The 14,794-nt window shown below is 66.7% G+C and carries 14 protein-coding genes; 13 read left to right on the top strand and 1 reads right to left on the bottom strand.

What is annotated here, in order from left to right:
- Positions 1 to 22 precede the first annotated feature (22 nt).
- From ACTIEY_RS12600 to ACTIEY_RS12570, 7 genes are all read left to right on the top strand, one after another.
- Entirely contained in the window at positions 23 to 1,099 is a 1,077-nt protein-coding gene (locus ACTIEY_RS12600) for a branched-chain amino acid ABC transporter permease (protein ID WP_439519480.1), read from the top strand.
- Between the two features lie 100 nt (positions 1,100 to 1,199).
- Entirely contained in the window at positions 1,200 to 2,537 is a 1,338-nt protein-coding gene (locus ACTIEY_RS12595; protein WP_439519479.1) for an ABC transporter substrate-binding protein, read from the top strand.
- A 195-nt stretch (positions 2,538 to 2,732) separates the two neighbouring features.
- Positions 2,733 to 3,542, top strand: a complete 810-nt coding sequence (locus tag ACTIEY_RS12590; RefSeq protein WP_439519478.1) for an ABC transporter ATP-binding protein — start codon at positions 2,733 to 2,735, stop codon at positions 3,540 to 3,542.
- A 32-nt stretch (positions 3,543 to 3,574) separates the two neighbouring features.
- On the top strand, positions 3,575 to 4,822 hold the full coding sequence (locus ACTIEY_RS12585) for a phenylacetate--CoA ligase family protein (protein ID WP_439519477.1): 1,248 nt from the start codon (positions 3,575 to 3,577) through the stop codon (positions 4,820 to 4,822).
- Positions 4,823 to 4,924: 102 nt separating this feature from the next.
- A complete protein-coding gene (locus ACTIEY_RS12580) occupies positions 4,925 to 5,911 on the top strand; it encodes a tripartite tricarboxylate transporter substrate-binding protein (RefSeq protein ID WP_439519476.1) in 987 nt (328 codons plus the stop codon).
- Positions 5,912 to 5,921: 10 nt separating this feature from the next.
- Entirely contained in the window at positions 5,922 to 6,293 is a 372-nt protein-coding gene (locus ACTIEY_RS12575) for a hypothetical protein (protein WP_439519475.1), read from the top strand.
- Positions 6,290 to 7,282: a Bug family tripartite tricarboxylate transporter substrate binding protein gene (locus ACTIEY_RS12570; RefSeq protein WP_439519474.1), complete on the top strand. Its 993-nt coding sequence runs from the start codon at positions 6,290 to 6,292 to the stop codon at positions 7,280 to 7,282. Before ACTIEY_RS12575 ends, ACTIEY_RS12570 begins: the two co-directional genes overlap by 4 nt.
- Positions 7,283 to 7,288: 6 nt before the next feature.
- Here the strand turns inward: ACTIEY_RS12570 and ACTIEY_RS12565 are convergent, their stop codons facing one another.
- The gene (locus ACTIEY_RS12565) at positions 7,289 to 7,615 is read right to left on the bottom strand and encodes a DUF1840 domain-containing protein (RefSeq protein ID WP_439519473.1); all 327 of its coding nucleotides are present in this window, start codon (positions 7,613 to 7,615) and stop codon (positions 7,289 to 7,291) included.
- Between the two features lie 142 nt (positions 7,616 to 7,757).
- On the opposite strand from ACTIEY_RS12565, the gene ACTIEY_RS12560 reads away from it, so the two are divergent.
- Genes ACTIEY_RS12560 through ACTIEY_RS12535 form a run of 6 tightly spaced genes read left to right on the top strand, consistent with a single transcriptional unit; the run spans position 7,758 to position 14,772 of the window.
- Positions 7,758 to 10,118: a bifunctional salicylyl-CoA 5-hydroxylase/oxidoreductase gene (locus ACTIEY_RS12560; RefSeq protein ID WP_439519472.1), complete on the top strand. Its 2,361-nt coding sequence runs from the start codon at positions 7,758 to 7,760 to the stop codon at positions 10,116 to 10,118.
- Positions 10,115 to 10,606 carry a MarR family winged helix-turn-helix transcriptional regulator gene (locus ACTIEY_RS12555; RefSeq protein WP_439519471.1) on the top strand — a complete coding sequence of 164 codons (492 nt, stop codon included), beginning with the start codon at positions 10,115 to 10,117 and terminating at the stop codon, positions 10,604 to 10,606. The genes ACTIEY_RS12560 and ACTIEY_RS12555 overlap by 4 nt, the downstream gene beginning before the upstream one ends.
- Positions 10,603 to 11,457 (top strand): enoyl-CoA hydratase family protein, encoded by an 855-nt coding sequence (locus ACTIEY_RS12550; protein WP_439519470.1) that lies wholly within the window; start codon positions 10,603 to 10,605, stop codon positions 11,455 to 11,457. Before ACTIEY_RS12555 ends, ACTIEY_RS12550 begins: the two co-directional genes overlap by 4 nt.
- Before the next feature lie 41 nt (positions 11,458 to 11,498).
- Positions 11,499 to 12,680 carry an acyl-CoA dehydrogenase family protein gene (locus ACTIEY_RS12545; RefSeq protein ID WP_439519469.1) on the top strand — a complete coding sequence of 394 codons (1,182 nt, stop codon included), beginning with the start codon at positions 11,499 to 11,501 and terminating at the stop codon, positions 12,678 to 12,680.
- A 17-nt stretch (positions 12,681 to 12,697) separates the two neighbouring features.
- Complete coding sequence (locus ACTIEY_RS12540) at positions 12,698 to 14,368, top strand: AMP-binding protein (protein ID WP_439519468.1); 1,671 nt, start codon at positions 12,698 to 12,700, stop codon at positions 14,366 to 14,368.
- Positions 14,365 to 14,772, top strand: a complete 408-nt coding sequence (locus ACTIEY_RS12535) for a RidA family protein (protein ID WP_439519467.1) — start codon at positions 14,365 to 14,367, stop codon at positions 14,770 to 14,772. The genes ACTIEY_RS12540 and ACTIEY_RS12535 overlap by 4 nt, the downstream gene beginning before the upstream one ends.
- Positions 14,773 to 14,794 lie beyond the last annotated feature (22 nt).

Genomic DNA, 14,794 nt, shown 5'->3' with positions numbered 1-14,794 from the left:
CCCCAACTGATTAAGAGACACCATGTTCTACAGAGAAAACGGTCAGTTCAAGACCACCTACAGCACCGACCAGCAGATCTTCCCGATCGCGCAGGACCGGTGGTTCATCGTGGCGCTGATGCTGCTGGCCTTCATCGCTGTGCCCATGCTGGCCAGCGACTACCTGATGCGCGCGATCCTGATCCCGTTCCTGATCTTCTCGCTCGCTGCGGTGGGCGTGAACATCCTGGTGGGCTATTGCGGCCAGATCAGCCTGGGGTCGGGCGCCTTCATGGCGGTGGGTGCCTACGGCGCCTACAACTTCTTCGTGCGCGTGCCGGGCATGCCGCTGATTCCGGCGCTGATCCTGGGCGGCCTGTGCGCCACCTTCTTCGGCATCCTGTTCGGCCTGCCCAGCCTGCGCGTGCGCGGGCTGTACCTGGCCGTGGCCACGCTGGCCGCGCAGTTCTTCGCCGACTGGATGTTCCTGCGCATCAAGTGGTTCACGCTGGACACGCCTTCCGGTTCGGTGGCCGTGTCCAACCTGCAGGTCTTTGGCATGCCGCTGGAGAGTGCGGCGAGCAAGTATGTGTTCTGCCTGGCGCTGCTCGCGGTGATTGCGCTGCTCGCCAAGAACCTGGTGCGCAGCGCCATCGGCCGCGAGTGGATGGCCATCCGGGACATGGACGTGGCCGCGGCGGTGATCGGCATCCGGCCGATGTACGCCAAGCTGAGTGCGTTTGCGGTGAGCAGCTTCATCATCGGCGTGGCCGGTGCGCTGTGGGCCTTCATCTACCTGGGCGCCTGGGAACCTTCGGCGTTTTCCGTCGACTACTCCTTCCGCCTGCTCTTCATGGTGATCATCGGCGGCCTGGGTTCCATCATGGGCAGCTTCTTCGGTGCGGCCTTCATCGTCGTGCTGCCGATTGCGCTGAGCCAGTTCCTGCCGTTCGCGGCCGGACTGTTCGGCATCGAAATCTCCACCACCACGGTCTCGCATGCCGAGCTGATGATCTTCGGTGGGTTGATCGTGTGGTTCCTGATCGTGGAACCGCACGGACTGGCGCGGCTGTGGTCCATCGGGAAACAGAAGTTGCGCCTGTGGCCATTCCCTCACTGACCGAGTGGTGGAGTGCTCGCAAGTACCGATGTTTTCCGACGTGTTTGCGCGTTTACTGACTGAGCGTTTTCCAACCCCTGAAACCTAGTAGGAGACAAAGATGAAACTTCGCAAGATCGTGGTCGCAGCCACGCTGGCCCTGGCCGGCAGCGCCTCGCTGGTATCGACCGCCGCCCTGGCGCAAACCAAGGAACAGTACCTGCCGGTGCTGTCGTACCGCACGGGCGCCTACGCACCCAACGGCACGCCCACGGCCAACGGCATCGTGGACTACTACAAGCTCGTCAATGCGCGCGGCGGCATCAACGGCGTCAAGCTGCTGGTGGAAGAGTGCGAAACCATGTACGACACGGCACGCAGCGTGGAGTGCTACGAGCGCCTGAAGGGCAAGAACGGCGGCGCCGCACTGATCCATCCCTGGTCCACCGGCGCCACCTTTGCGCTGACGGAAAAAGCACCCGTCGACAAGATTCCGCTCATCACCACCGGCTACGGCCGCAGCGAGAGCGCGGACGGCACCGTGTTCAAGTGGAACTTCCCGCTGCTGGGCACCTACTGGGTCGCTGCCGACGCGATCGTGCAGGCGATCGCCAAGAAGGAAGGCGGCCTGGACAAGCTCAAGGGCAAGAAGATCGCACTGGTCTACCACGACAGCCCGTTCGGCAAGGAGCCGATCCCGTTGCTGCAGGAACGCGCCAAGATGCACGGCTTCGAACTGCAACTGCTGCCCGTGACCGCCCCCGGCGTGGAACAGAAAGCCACCTGGCTGCAGGTGCGCCAGTCGCGCCCGGACTACACGCTGCTCTGGGGCTGGGGCGTGATGAACTCCACCGCCCTCAAGGAAGCGCAGGCCACCGGCTACCCGCGCGAGAAGATGTATGGCGTGTGGTGGTCGGGTGCCGAGCCCGATGTGCGTGACGTGGGCCAGGGCGCCAAGGGCTACAACGCCGTGACACTGCAGCATGGCACCGACAAGAACGCACCCGTGGTCAAGGAGATCCTGGCCAAGCTGCACGACAAGGGCCAGGGCACCGGCCCGCGCGACGAAGTGGGCGAGACCCTGTACCTGCGCGGCGTGGTCAGCGCGGCCATGGGCGTGGAAGGCATTCGCGCTGCACAGGAACGCTTCGGCAAGGGCAAGGTCATGACGGGTGAACAGGTGCGCTGGGGCCTGGAGAACCTGAACCTGACGCAGGCCAAGCTGGACGCGCTGGGCTTCAAGGGCGTGCTGCGCGCCCCCATCAGCACCTCGTGCGCCGACCACGTGGGTGCGGGCGCTGCGCGCATCCACACCTGGGACGGCACGAAGTGGGAGTTCTCCTCCGACTGGATCGAGTCCGACCAGCAGATCATCAAGCCGCTGGTGAAGACCACGGCGTCCAAGTACGCGGCCGAGAAGAAGCTGACGCCGCGCACGCCTGCGGACTGCCAGTCTTGATGCACCCCCGCCGCGCTTCGCGCGACCCCCTCAAGGGGGCGACACCTGCGGCCCGGCAAAGCCGGTTCCGCGGTGTCTCTCGACGAGGCACCGCGCACGCAACGGCTGGGTAGAAAACAAGCGCGACTGGCACGTCCAGTCGCCATTTGCAAAGGCGGCATGCTGTCTTTGCAAATGGTCACCCAGGAATCCTTCATGAGCACACCCAACATCGTTCTCAACGTCAACGGCATCGAGGTCATCTACAACCATGTGATCCTGGTGCTCAAGGGCGTTTCGCTCAACGTGCCGGACGGCAAGATCGCGGCGGTGCTGGGCGGCAACGGGGCGGGCAAGACGACCACCTTGCGCGCCATCTCGAACCTGCTCAAGGCCGAGCGGGGTGAGGTGACGAAGGGCAGCATCGAGCTGCGCGGCGAGCGCATCGAGAACCTGACGCCGGCCGACCTGGTGCAGCGCGGCGTGGTGCAGGTGATGGAGGGCCGGCACTGTTTTGCCCACCTCACCATTGAAGAGAACCTGCTCACGGGCTCCTACACGCGCAAGGACAAGGGCGAGGTGGCGGCCAACCTGGAGAAGGTCTACACCTACTTTCCACGCCTCAAGACGCGGCGCACGAGCCAGGCGGCCTACACCTCCGGCGGCGAACAGCAGATGTGCGCCATCGGCCGTGCGCTCATGACCAACCCGAACGTGATGCTGCTCGACGAGCCGTCCATGGGCCTGGCGCCACAGATCGTGGAAGAGGTGTTCGAGATCGTGAAGGACCTCAACCAGAAAGAGAAGGTCACCTTCCTGCTGGCCGAACAGAACACCAACATGGCGCTGAAGTACGCCGACTACGGCTACATCATGGAATCGGGACGCATCGTGATGGACGGACTGGCCAGCGACCTGCGCAACAACGAGGACGTGAAGGAGTTCTACCTGGGCATGGGCGGCAGCGAGCGGAAATCGTTCAAGGATGTGAAGTCCTACAAGCGGCGCAAGCGCTGGCTGGCCTGAGCTTTCTTCACTTCCCAACGCAGCACACCACCATGAACGCATTCTTCGACGCCCTGGAATCCCGAAAACCGGAACAACGCGAGGCCGAGCAGATGGCCGCACTGGCCCTGCAGGTGGCCCATGCGCAAACCCGCAACGCGGCCTTCGCCGAGATCCTGCGAGGCGTGGACGCTGCATCGGTGAACAGCCGTGCCGCGCTGGCGCGCCTGCCGGTCACGCGCAAGAGCGAGCTGCTGGAGCGGCAGAAGGCGCAGCGCGCCAGCGATCCGTTCGGCGGCTTCTCCAGTTTGGTGCGTGGCCCGCAGATGACGCGCGTCTTTGCCTCGCCTGGCCCCATCTATGAGCCCGAAGGCGCCACACGCGACTACTGGCGCGCGGGCCGCGCCCTGTTCGCGGCGGGGTTCCGGTCCGGCGAACTGGTGCACAACGCCTTCAGTTACCACATGACGCCCGGTGCGTTCATCCTGGAATCGGGCGCGCACGCCGTGGGCTGCACGGTGTTTCCAGCCGGCACAGGGCAGACCGAACAGCAGTTGCAGGCCATCGCCGAACTGCGCCCCGACGCCTACACCGGCACGCCCAGCTTCCTGCGCATCCTGCTGGAGAAGGCGCTGGAGGCCGGCGTGGACGTCTCGAGCATCCGCAAGGCGTCGGTGGGCGGCGAGGCCTGCCCGCCGAGCCTGACCGCCTGGTTCGCCGAACACGGGGTGGCGGTGTACCAGACTTACGCCACCGCCGATCTGGGCCTGGTGGCGTACGAGACCAGCGCCCGCGAGGGCCTGGTGGTGGACGAAGGCGTGATTGTGGAGATCGTGCGCCCGGGCACGGGTGATCCTGTCGCCGAAGGCGAGGTGGGCGAGCTGGTGGTGACGTCGCTGAACCCGGCGTACCCCTTGATCCGCTTTGGCACCGGCGACCTCTCTGCGGTGCTGGCCGGGGCCTGCCCCACCGGGCGCACGGCACCGCGCATCAAGGGCTGGATGGGCCGTGCCGACCAGACCACCAAGGTGCGGGGCATGTTCGTCCATCCCGCGCAGGTGGCCGACATCGCCCGGCGCTTTCCCCAGGTGCACAAGGCTCGCCTGGTCGTCAGTGGCGAGATGGCCAACGACCAGATGTGCCTGCAGGTGGAGGCCAGTGAGACGCCGGCCGATCTGGCCGAGCGCATCGAGTCCGCAGTGCGCGACGTCACCAAGCTGCGCGCACAGGTCCAGCTGGTGCAGCCGGGCAGCCTGCCCAACGACGGCAAGGTGATCGAGGACGCGCGCAGCTACCAGTGAGGAGCGAGGGTTTTCCCCCGTGAATGGCTAAGTAATTACCGCGATTTCCGACTCGTGCGCAAGGGCTAACATCCAAGGGTTGATCAACCCTTGGAGCTCCAGATGAAGAAGATTCTTGCCCTTGCAGCGCTCAGCGTTGCCGTGTCCGGCGGCGCCTTCGCGCAAGCCTTCCCCAGCAAACCCATCACCTTCGTGGTGCCGTTCGCCGCCGGCGGGCCCACCGACCTCGTGGCCCGCCGCCTGGCCGAAGCCATGCGCAAGCCCCTGGGTGGCGCCAACATCGTGGTGGAAAACGCCGCCGGCGCCGGCGGCACCATCGCTGGCACCAAGGTGGCGCGGGCCCCGGCCGACGGCTACACGCTCCTGGTGTGGCACATCGGCATGGCCGCCACCACCAGCCTGTACCGCAAGCAGACCTTCAAGCCGCTCGAAGACTTCGAGTTCCTGGGCATCATCAACGATGTGCCGATGACGCTGCTGGGCACCAACAAGCTCAACGCCAACACGTACCGCGACTTCGAGTCCTACATCCGCGCCAACGGTGGCAAGCTCAACCTGGCGCACGCTGGTCTGGGTTCGGCGTCGCACATCTGCGGCCTGATGTGGCAATCGGCCGTGAAGCTGGACAAGTCCATGACCACCATCGCCTACCGCGGCACGGGCCCGGCCATGAACGACCTGATCGGCGGCCAGGTGGATGTGATGTGCGACCAGACCACCAACACCACTGGCCAGATCGAAGCCGGTCGTGTGAAGGCCTTTGCCGTCACCACCGCCAAGCCGCTGTCCAGCCACAAGCTGCTCAAGGATTACCCGTCGCTGCAGGAAATGGGCCTCAAGGGCTTCAACCTGACCATCTGGCACGGCCTGTATGCGCCCAAGGGCACGCCGGCCGACGTGACCAAGAAGCTCAACGACGCGCTGCAGGTTGCCCTGAAGGACCCCGAGTTCATCAAGAGCCAGGAAGAACTCGGCGCCATCGTGGCCACCGACAACCGTATCACGCCCGCCGGCCACAAGGCTTTCGTGGCCAGCGAGATCACCAAGCTCAAGACCGCGATCGACGCTGCCGGCCAGTTCGCAGATTGACCGTTTCAAGTTGATTTCGATCAGGGTCATTGACTCGATCACCGAACTGCAGCCCGCTGATGCGGGCTGCATCGCTTTGAGCGGCTCGCATGGCGGCTTGAGCTCGGCGCGCTACGCGCTGGCAGTCAGGCCCTTGCTCTCGGTGTTCAACGATGCCGGCATCGGGCTGGACGAGGCTGGCATCGCTGGCCTCGCGCTGCTGCAAGCGCAGGGGCTGGCGGCGTGCGCGGTGTCGCACACGAGTGCGCGCATCGGGCAGGCACACAGTACATTGAACGATGGCGTGGTGAATTGCGCCAACGACGCGGCGCTGGCGCTGGGCATCCGCCTCCAGCAAGCCTTGCAGCCGCAGATCGACCACCTGAGCAGGAGACACACATGAAACTATCCCGTCGCACCCTCGTCGCTCTGAGCGTCGCGGTCACCGCGTTCCCTGGCCTGGTTGCAGCGCAGTCCGCCTGGCCCACCAAGCCGGTGCGCATCGTGGTGCCCTTTGCGCCCGGCGGCACCACCGACATCCTCGCGCGCGTGCTTGCGCCCGAGCTGAGCAAGACGCTCGGCCAATCTTTCGTGGTCGACAACCGCGGTGGCGCCGGCGGCAACATCGGTGCCGAGGTGGTGGCCAAGTCGCCACCCGATGGCTACACGCTGCTCATGGGCACCGTCGGCACACACGGCATCAACAAGTCGCTCTACGCGAAGCTGCCCTACGACCCGCAGAAGGAGTTCGCGCCGATCACGCTGGTGGCGGGCGTGCCCAACGTCATGGTGATGAACACCAGGCGCGCTCAGTCACTGGGCATCAACTCCGTGGCCGATTTCGTGAAGTACGCCAAGGCCAACCCTGGCAAGCTCAACATGGCCTCCAGCGGCAACGGCACCTCGATCCACCTCGCGGGCGAGCTGTTCAAATCGCGCACCGGCATCTTCATGACGCACATTCCCTACCGGGGCTCTGGTCCTGCCATGGCCGACATGCTCGCCGGCTCGGTGGATGTGATGTTCGACAACCTGCCTTCGGCCATGCCGCACATCCAGTCGGGTGCCCTCAAGGCCTTTGCGGTCACCAGCGCGGTGCGCTCGGCCGCGCTGCCCGACGTGCCCACCGTGGCGGAGGCCGGCAAGCTGCCAGGCTTCGAGGCCAGTTCGTGGTTCGGTCTGCTGGCACCGGCCGGAACGCCGCCCGACGTGGTGGCTCGCCTGCAGCAGGAATCGGCCAAGGCGCTGGGTTTGCCGGCGGTGAAGGAACGGCTTCTGGCCCAGGGCGCCATTCCCAGCGGCAACACGCCGCAGGAATTCACGAAACTGATCGACGACGAGATCGTGAAGTGGGCGGCCGTGGTGAAGGCTTCGGGCGCGCGGGTGGACTGAACAGCGTCAGACGCCCCACACCACCTCGACGCCGGCTTTCTCGGCGCGCTGAAGCATCTCGATGAAGGGCGCGGAGCGCATGCGCAGGCTCACCGGGTCGAATTCGGGGGCGGGCTCTCCGCGGGCCTGCGCCTCGTCCTTCTGGCGCTTGCGGGTGGACTCTTCTTCCACGGCGGCCGCGCGCAAGGCCTCCACCGCGCCGGTCATCTGATCGGGCAGGACCACACCGGGGCCGGCCGGGTCCTTGCCCAGGATCTGCAGAATCTTCTTGCCATGTGGCTCCAGCATCACCAGTTCGCCCGTTTCGCGGGACTTGAATCGGTAGACAGACATGGGAGGCCTCCTTGTGATCGCTGGTGGGACTTACCACCATAGCACCGACGCGGTGCGCTGCCCATCCGGGGTACGGACGACGGCATCGGCCTAGGGGTTTTCCCGGTTGGCCTCATATATTTTAAGTCTAAACTAATTAGACATGAATACCACCCATCCGACTCTCAAGCGCATCCTGTGCATCGGCGGGGGGCCGGCGGGGTTGTATTTCGCCTTGCTCATGAAGCGGCGCGACCCGACATTGACCGTGACCGTGGTGGAGCGCAACCGCCCGTTCGACACCTTCGGCTGGGGCGTGGTGTTGTCCGACCAGACCCTGGGCAACCTGCGCGTGGCCGACCCGGAGTCCGCCACGCTCATTGGCGAAGCGTTCAACCACTGGGACGACATCGACGTCTTCTTCAAAGGGCGTCAGGTGCGCTCGGGTGGCCACGGCTTCTGCGGCATCGGCCGCAAGCGGCTGCTCAACATCCTGCAGGAGCGCTGCCTGGCGCTGGGCGTGAATCTGGTCTTCGAGACCGACGTGACCGACGACCAAGCCCTGGCCGCCCAATACCAGGCCGACCTGGTGATCGCCAGCGACGGGCTCAACAGCCGCATTCGCACGCGCTACGCCGAGACCTTCAAGCCCGACATCGACACCCGCCAGTGCCGCTTTGTCTGGCTCGGCACCAGGAAAACCTTCGACGCCTTTACCTTCGCCTTCGTGCAGACCGAGCACGGCTGGTTCCAGGCTCACGCCTACAAGTTCGACGCCGAGACCTCCACCTTCATCGTGGAAACGCCCGAAGAGGTGTGGAAGGCGCACGGCATCGACCAGATGAGCCAGGAAGAAGGCGTGGCCTTCTGCGAGCGCCTGTTCGCGCCCTGGCTCGACGACCACGCCCTCATCAGCAACGCCTCGCACCTGCGCGGCTCGGCCAACTGGATCCGCTTTCCGCGCGTGATCTGCGAGACGTGGGTGCATTGGCAAGAGATTGCGGGTCGCCAGACCCCCATCGTGCTCATGGGCGATGCCGCCCACACCGCGCACTTCTCCATCGGCAGCGGCACCAAGCTGGCGCTGGAAGACGCCATCGACCTGGCCGACGAATTCACGCGCCACGCCAACGCCGACGTGGCCGAGGTGCTGCGCAGCTACGAAGCACGGCGCAGCGTGGAGGTGCTCAAGATCCAGAACGCGGCGCGCAATTCCACCGAGTGGTTCGAACACGTGGACCGCTACACCGGCATGGAGGTCGAGCAGTTCGCCTACTCCCTGCTCACGCGCAGCCAGCGCATCAGCCACGAGAACTTGCGCTTGCGCGACGCGGCATGGCTCGAAGGGTACGAAAGCTGGCTTCAGACCCAGGTCCAGCCGGAAAAACCGGTGAAGAAGCACCCCACACCTCCGATGCTGCTGCCGCTCACGGTGCGTGGCCTCACGCTGAAGAACCGCATCGTGGTTTCGCCCATGGCGCAGTACAGCGCGGTCAACGGCGTGGTGGGCGACTACCACCTGGTGCACCTGGGCGCGCGCGCGCTGGGCGGCGCCGCGCTGGTGATGGTGGAGATGACCAGCCCCACGCCCGAAGGCCGCATCACCCCGGGCTGCCCCGGCCTGTGGAACGACGCGCAAGAGGCCGGTATGAAACGCATTGTCGACTTCGTGCACGGCAGCAGCAGCGCCAGGATCGGCCTGCAGATCGGTCACAGCGGCGCCAAAGGGTCCACGCAGCTGGGCTGGGAGCAGATCGACGAACCGCTGGTGGAAGGCAACTGGCCGCTGATCTCGGCCAGCGCCGTGCCGTACGGCGAGCAGAACCAGGTGCCCCGCGCCATGACGCGCGCCGACATGGATTCACTCACCGCCGCCTTTGTCGCCTCCACACAAAGGGCCGCAGACGCCGGCTTCGACTGGCTCGAACTGCACTGCGCCCATGGCTACCTGCTCTCGGCCTTCATCTGCCCGCTCACCAACCTGCGCACCGACGACTACGGCGGTTCGCTGGAAAACCGCTGCCGCTACCCGCTGGAGGTGTTCGCCGCCATGCGCGCCATCTGGCCCGCTGAAAAGCCGTTCAGCATTCGCATCTCCGCCCACGACTGGGCGCCCGGTGGCAACACGCCCGACGACGCGGTGCAGATCGCGCGCCTGTTCAAGGCCGCAGGCTGCGACGTGATCGATGTGTCGTCAGGCCAGACCACGCGTGCCGCGAAGCCGGTGTACGGCCGCATGTACCAGACGCCGTTCGCCGACCGCGTGCGAAACGAGGCCGGCATCCTGACCATGGCGGTGGGCGCCATCAGCGAAGCCGATCACGCCAACAGCATCATCGCGGCCGGCCGCGCCGACCTCTGCGCGGTGGCGCGTCCGCACCTCGCCGATCCGGCATGGACCTTGCACGAGGCCGCCCGGCTACAGACCCGCGCCATCGAATGGCCGCGTCCCTATGAAAGCGGACGCGACCAGCTTTACCGGGAAATTGCCCGCCAACAGGCGCTCAACGCCAGCACGCCATGAACACCTCATCGCTTGACCTCGAAGCCCGTGCCCACAGCGAACATGCCCAGGAGTTGCGCCTGTGGCTGCGGCTGCTGACCTGCTCGCAACTGATCGAAAAGAGGGTGCGCGTGTGCCTGCGCGAGCAGTTCGACACCACGCTGCCGCGTTTTGACCTCATGGCCCAGCTCGAGCGCCACCCCGAAGGCCTGAAGATGAAGGAGCTGTCGCACCGCCTCATGGTCACCGGCGGCAACGTCACCGGCATCACCGACCAGCTCGTCACCGAAGGACTGGTCGAGCGCATGGGCGTGGACGGCGACCGGCGCGCGTTTCGGGTGCGCCTCACCGACCGGGGTCGTGCCAGCTTTGTGGAAATGGCGCAGCAGCACGAGCAGTGGATCGTGGAGGCGTTCGATGGCCTGAGCGCGCGCGACCTCGACAGCCTGCACAAGCTGCTGGGCAAGGTCAAGCAGCACCAGACACAACTCAACCGGATCGACGAATGAAACACGCCATCCCAGACCACAACCCGATGCGCGGGCAGTACGGCCCCATGGCCGGGCAGGCCCCGAGCCATTTCGCCCTGAGCGTGAAGGACGGCGTGGCCACCGTCACGCTCAACCGCCCGGAACGCAAGAACCCGCTCACCTTCGATTCCTACGCCGAGCTGCGCGACTGGTTCCTGGGCCTGCAGAAGGCCACCGACATCCGCGCCGTGGTGCTCACGGGCGCGGGCGACAACTTCTGCTCCGGCGGCGACGTGCACGAGATCATCGGGCCGCTCACGAAGATGACGATGCCCGAGCTGCTGGCCTTCACGCGCATGACCGGCGCCCTGGTCAGCGCCATGCGCGCCTGCCCCCAGCCCATCGTGGCCGCCATCGACGGCGTGTGCGCGGGCGCCGGCGCCATGATGGCGCTGGCATCCGACCTGCGGCTGGGCACGCCGCAGACGAACACCGCCTTCCTGTTCACGCGTGTGGGCCTGGCCGGCGCCGACATGGGCGCCTGCGCTTTGCTGCCGCGCATGATCGGCCAGGGTCGCGCCAGCGAGCTGCTGTTCACCGGCCGCGCCATGAACGCGCAGGAAGGCCACGCCTGGGGTTTCTTCAATGCGTTGCACGACAGCGCCGCCCTGCTGGGCGCCGCGCACAAACTCGCTGCGCAACTGGCCCAGGGTCCCACCTTCGCGCACGGCATGACCAAGACCATGCTGCACCAGGAATGGGCCATGACGCTGGACCAGGCCATCGAGGCCGAAGCGCAGGCGCAGGCCATCTGCATGCAGACGCAGGACTTCAGGCGCGCCTATGAAGCCTTCGCGGCCAAGCAGCGCCCGGTCTTCGAAGGCGATTGAAGGGACACCGCAGCATGGTCGCGTTCGAACACCCCCACGGCATGCATCCTCCACAAACGCAGTGGGAGTTGCCCTTCTTCGACGCGTACCACCGCGAGATGGCGCCGCGCCTGGCGAACTGGGCCGCGCTGCAGCAGGTGGACGAGACCGACGACCGCGCCGCCTGCAAGGACTGGGTGGCGCGCCTGGGCCAGGACGGCTGGCTGCGCTACTGCGTGAGCGCGGCGCACGGCGGCGCTCTGCCCGCGCTCGATTCCCGCTCGCTCGTGATCCTGCGCGAGACGCTGGCCTTTCATTCCCCGCTCGCCGATTTCGCCTTTGCCATGCAGGGGCTGGGCAGCGGCGCCATCACGCTCGCGGGCACATCCGAGCAGCAGGCCAGGTACCTCGGCGCCGTGGCCTCGGGCCGCAAGATTGCGGCCTTCGCGCTGAGCGAGCCCGAAGCCGGATCCGACGTGGCCGCCATGGCCACGCGGGCCACACCGGACGCGCAGGGCTGGACGCTCGACGGCACCAAGACCTGGATCAGCAACGGCGACCTGGCCGACTTCTATGTGGTGTTCGCCAAGACCGATCCCGATGCCGGCGCGCGCGGCATCAGTGCTTTCATTATCGACGCGCAGGCACCGGGCCTGGACAGCCGCGAGCACATCCACGTGATGGCCCCGCACCCGCTGGCCACCCTGCGTATGCAGGCCTGTGGCCTGGGTCCCGATGCCTTGCTCGGCCCGTTGCACGGCGGTTTCAAGCTGGCCATGCAGACGCTGGACATCTTCCGCGCCTCGGTCGCCGCCGCTGCGCTGGGCATGGCGCGGCGCGCGCTGGCCGAAGCGGTGGCGCACGCCCGGCACCGCAAGATGTTCGGGCAGACCCTGGCCGACTTCCAGCTCACGCAGGCCAGGCTGGGCGAGATGAGCGCACTCATTGACGCGGCCGCCCTGCTCACCTACCGCGCGGCCTGGCTGCGCGACTGCAGCGCCACCAGCGGGGCGGGCACGCCCGCCTACACCGCAGCGGCGGCCAGCGCCAAGCTGACCGCCACCGAGAACGCGCAGCGCGTGATCGACATGGCCTTGCAGATGTTCGGCGGGCGTGGCGTGCAGGTGGGCCAGAAGATCGAGAGCCTGTACCGCGACATCCGCTCCCTGCGCATCTACGAAGGCGCCAGCGAGGTCCAGTTGCTCATCCTCGGCAAGCACACCTTGCGCGGCTCCGGCTCGTGAAACTTGGGAACCTTTCCATGACCAGCACCGTACCCAGCGCCCAGCCCGACCAGTTCGTGCACGACCGCCTGCCACCGCCTGGCCAATGGCCCGAGCTGCGCTTCGACCGACCCGAGCTGCAACTGCCCGCCCAGGTCAACGCGGTGCATGCCCTGTTCCAGCGCGCCCGGCAGGCCGGCCATGCGGAGCGCCCTTTTCTGCGCAGCGACGAACGCACGCTGAGCTACGCGCAGGCGCAAGCCGAGGTGAACCGCATCGCCAATGTGCTCACCGTGGACCTCGGCCTCGTGCCCGGCAACCGCGTGCTGCTGCGCGGCGGCAACTCGGTGGCCATGGCGCTGGCGTGGCTGGCCACGGTGCAGGCCGGTCTGGTGGCCGTGGCCACCATGCCGCTGCTGCGCGCGAAAGAGCTGGCCGCCATCGTGGCCAAGTCGCAGCCCGCGCTGGCCCTGTGCGACGTGAAACTGCAGGATGAACTCAAGGCCGCGCTCGCGACCGATCCGGCCACCGCCGGCCTGAAGATGCTCGTGTTCAACACCGGCGGCGCCGAAGCACCGCATTCGCTGGAGAAGATGGCCGCGCGCCAGTGCGAGCACAGCACGCCCTGCCCCACCGCCGCCACCGACATCGCGCTGCTGGCCTTCACCTCCGGCACCACCGGCACGCCCAAGGCCGCCGTGCACACGCACCGCGACGTGCTCGCCGCCTGCGAGACCTGGCCACGCCATGTGCTGCGGGCCACACCCGATGACATCGTCATGGGTTCGCCGCCGCTGGCCTTCACCTTCGGCCTCGGGGGGCTGCTGGTCTTTCCCATGTGGGCCGGTGCCTCGGTGTACTTCCCGTCCATTCCCTACACGCCCGAGGCCATGGTGCAGCTCATCGGCCGCGTGGGCGCCACCATCTGCTACACCGCGCCCACGTTCTACCGGCAGATGGCCGGGTTCGCGCAGCAGCATGGCATCGGCAAGCTGCGCATCAGCGTGAGCGCGGGCGAGGGGCTGCCGGACGCCACGCGCCAGCTCTGGAAGCAGGCCACCGGGCTGGAGATGCTCGACGGCATCGGTGCCACCGAGATGTTCCACATCTTCATCTCGTCGCCGCCGGAATCCGTGCGGCGCGGCGCCATTGGCCAGGTGGTGCCGGGCTACGAGGCCCGCGTGGTGGGTGAAGACGGCCAGGAACTGCCGCGCGGCCAGGTGGGCAAGCTCGCCGTGATCGGCCCCACCGGCTGCAAGTACCTCGACGAGCCGCGCCAGACGCAGTACGTGAAGGCGGGCTGGAACTACCCCGGTGACGCCTTCAGCCAGGACGCCGACGGCTACTTCTTCTACCAGGCGCGCACCGACGACATGATCATCACCGCTGGCTACAACGTGGCCGGCCCCGAGGTGGAAGCCGCCCTGCTGCAGCACCCTGCGGTGGCCGAGTGCGGGGTGATCGGGCGCCCCGATGAGGATCGCGGCCAGATCGTGCTCGCGTATGTGGTGCTCAAGCCCGGCGAAGCTGGCGACGCACCGCTGGTCAAGGCGCTGCAGGACCATGTGAAGCAGTCCCTGGCCCCCTACAAGTACCCGCGTGAGGTGGTCTTCGTGACCCAGCTTCCGCGCACCGAAACCGGCAAGCTGCAGCGTTTCGCGCTGCGCCAGCAAGCCTCGCAAACCGAAACCAGGAATCCCGCCCCATGATGAAGCACCTGCAACCGCCCGGCTGGGCTGCCCCCAAGGGCTATGCCAACGGCATCGCCGCGCGCGGCACCCACGTGTACGTCGGTGGCCAGATCGGCTGGAACAGCGCCCAGGTGTTCGAGAGCGACGACTTCATCGCGCAGACGCGCCAGGCCCTGCTGAACATCCGCGACGTGCTGGTGTGCGCCGGTGCCGGTGCCGAACACATGGTGCGCATGACCTGGTACATCGTGGACCGCGTCGAATACAACGCGCGTCTGCGCGAACTCGGCGAGGCCTACCGCGAAGTGATGGGCCGCAACTTCCCGGCCATGACCTGCGTGGAAGTGAGCGCCCTGGTGGAAGCCCAGGCCAAGGTGGAGATCGAAGTCACCGCGGTGATCCCGGACGATCCCGGAACTTAAGCGCACGCCTGGCGCTCCCACG

Source organism: Hydrogenophaga sp., from assembly GCF_051858985.1.
GTDB lineage: Bacteria > Pseudomonadota > Gammaproteobacteria > Burkholderiales > Burkholderiaceae_C > Hydrogenophaga.
The sequence above is the reverse complement of the archived record's forward strand: the minus strand, read 5'-3'. Positions and strand labels throughout refer to the sequence as shown.

What these genes read in the sequence shown, in the direction of transcription:
- ACTIEY_RS12595 (WP_439519479.1), top strand. Translation starts at nt 1,200, where the DNA reads ATGAAACTTCGCAAGATCGTGGTCGCAGCCACGCTGGCCCTGGCCGGC.
- ACTIEY_RS12555 (WP_439519471.1), top strand. Translation starts at nt 10,115, where the DNA reads ATGAACACCTCATCGCTTGACCTCGAAGCCCGTGCCCACAGCGAACAT.
- ACTIEY_RS12550 (WP_439519470.1), top strand. Translation starts at nt 10,603, where the DNA reads ATGAAACACGCCATCCCAGACCACAACCCGATGCGCGGGCAGTACGGC.
- ACTIEY_RS12580 (WP_439519476.1), top strand. Translation starts at nt 4,925, where the DNA reads ATGAAGAAGATTCTTGCCCTTGCAGCGCTCAGCGTTGCCGTGTCCGGC.
- ACTIEY_RS12560 (WP_439519472.1), top strand. Translation starts at nt 7,758, where the DNA reads ATGAATACCACCCATCCGACTCTCAAGCGCATCCTGTGCATCGGCGGG.
- ACTIEY_RS12590 (WP_439519478.1), top strand. Translation starts at nt 2,733, where the DNA reads ATGAGCACACCCAACATCGTTCTCAACGTCAACGGCATCGAGGTCATC.
- ACTIEY_RS12600 (WP_439519480.1), top strand. Translation starts at nt 23, where the DNA reads ATGTTCTACAGAGAAAACGGTCAGTTCAAGACCACCTACAGCACCGAC.
- ACTIEY_RS12545 (WP_439519469.1), top strand. Translation starts at nt 11,499, where the DNA reads ATGCATCCTCCACAAACGCAGTGGGAGTTGCCCTTCTTCGACGCGTAC.
- ACTIEY_RS12535 (WP_439519467.1), top strand. Translation starts at nt 14,365, where the DNA reads ATGATGAAGCACCTGCAACCGCCCGGCTGGGCTGCCCCCAAGGGCTAT.
- ACTIEY_RS12540 (WP_439519468.1), top strand. Translation starts at nt 12,698, where the DNA reads ATGACCAGCACCGTACCCAGCGCCCAGCCCGACCAGTTCGTGCACGAC.
- ACTIEY_RS12570 (WP_439519474.1), top strand. Translation starts at nt 6,290, where the DNA reads ATGAAACTATCCCGTCGCACCCTCGTCGCTCTGAGCGTCGCGGTCACC.
- ACTIEY_RS12565 (WP_439519473.1), bottom strand. Translation starts at nt 7,615, where the DNA reads ATGTCTGTCTACCGATTCAAGTCCCGCGAAACGGGCGAACTGGTGATG.
- ACTIEY_RS12585 (WP_439519477.1), top strand. Translation starts at nt 3,575, where the DNA reads ATGAACGCATTCTTCGACGCCCTGGAATCCCGAAAACCGGAACAACGC.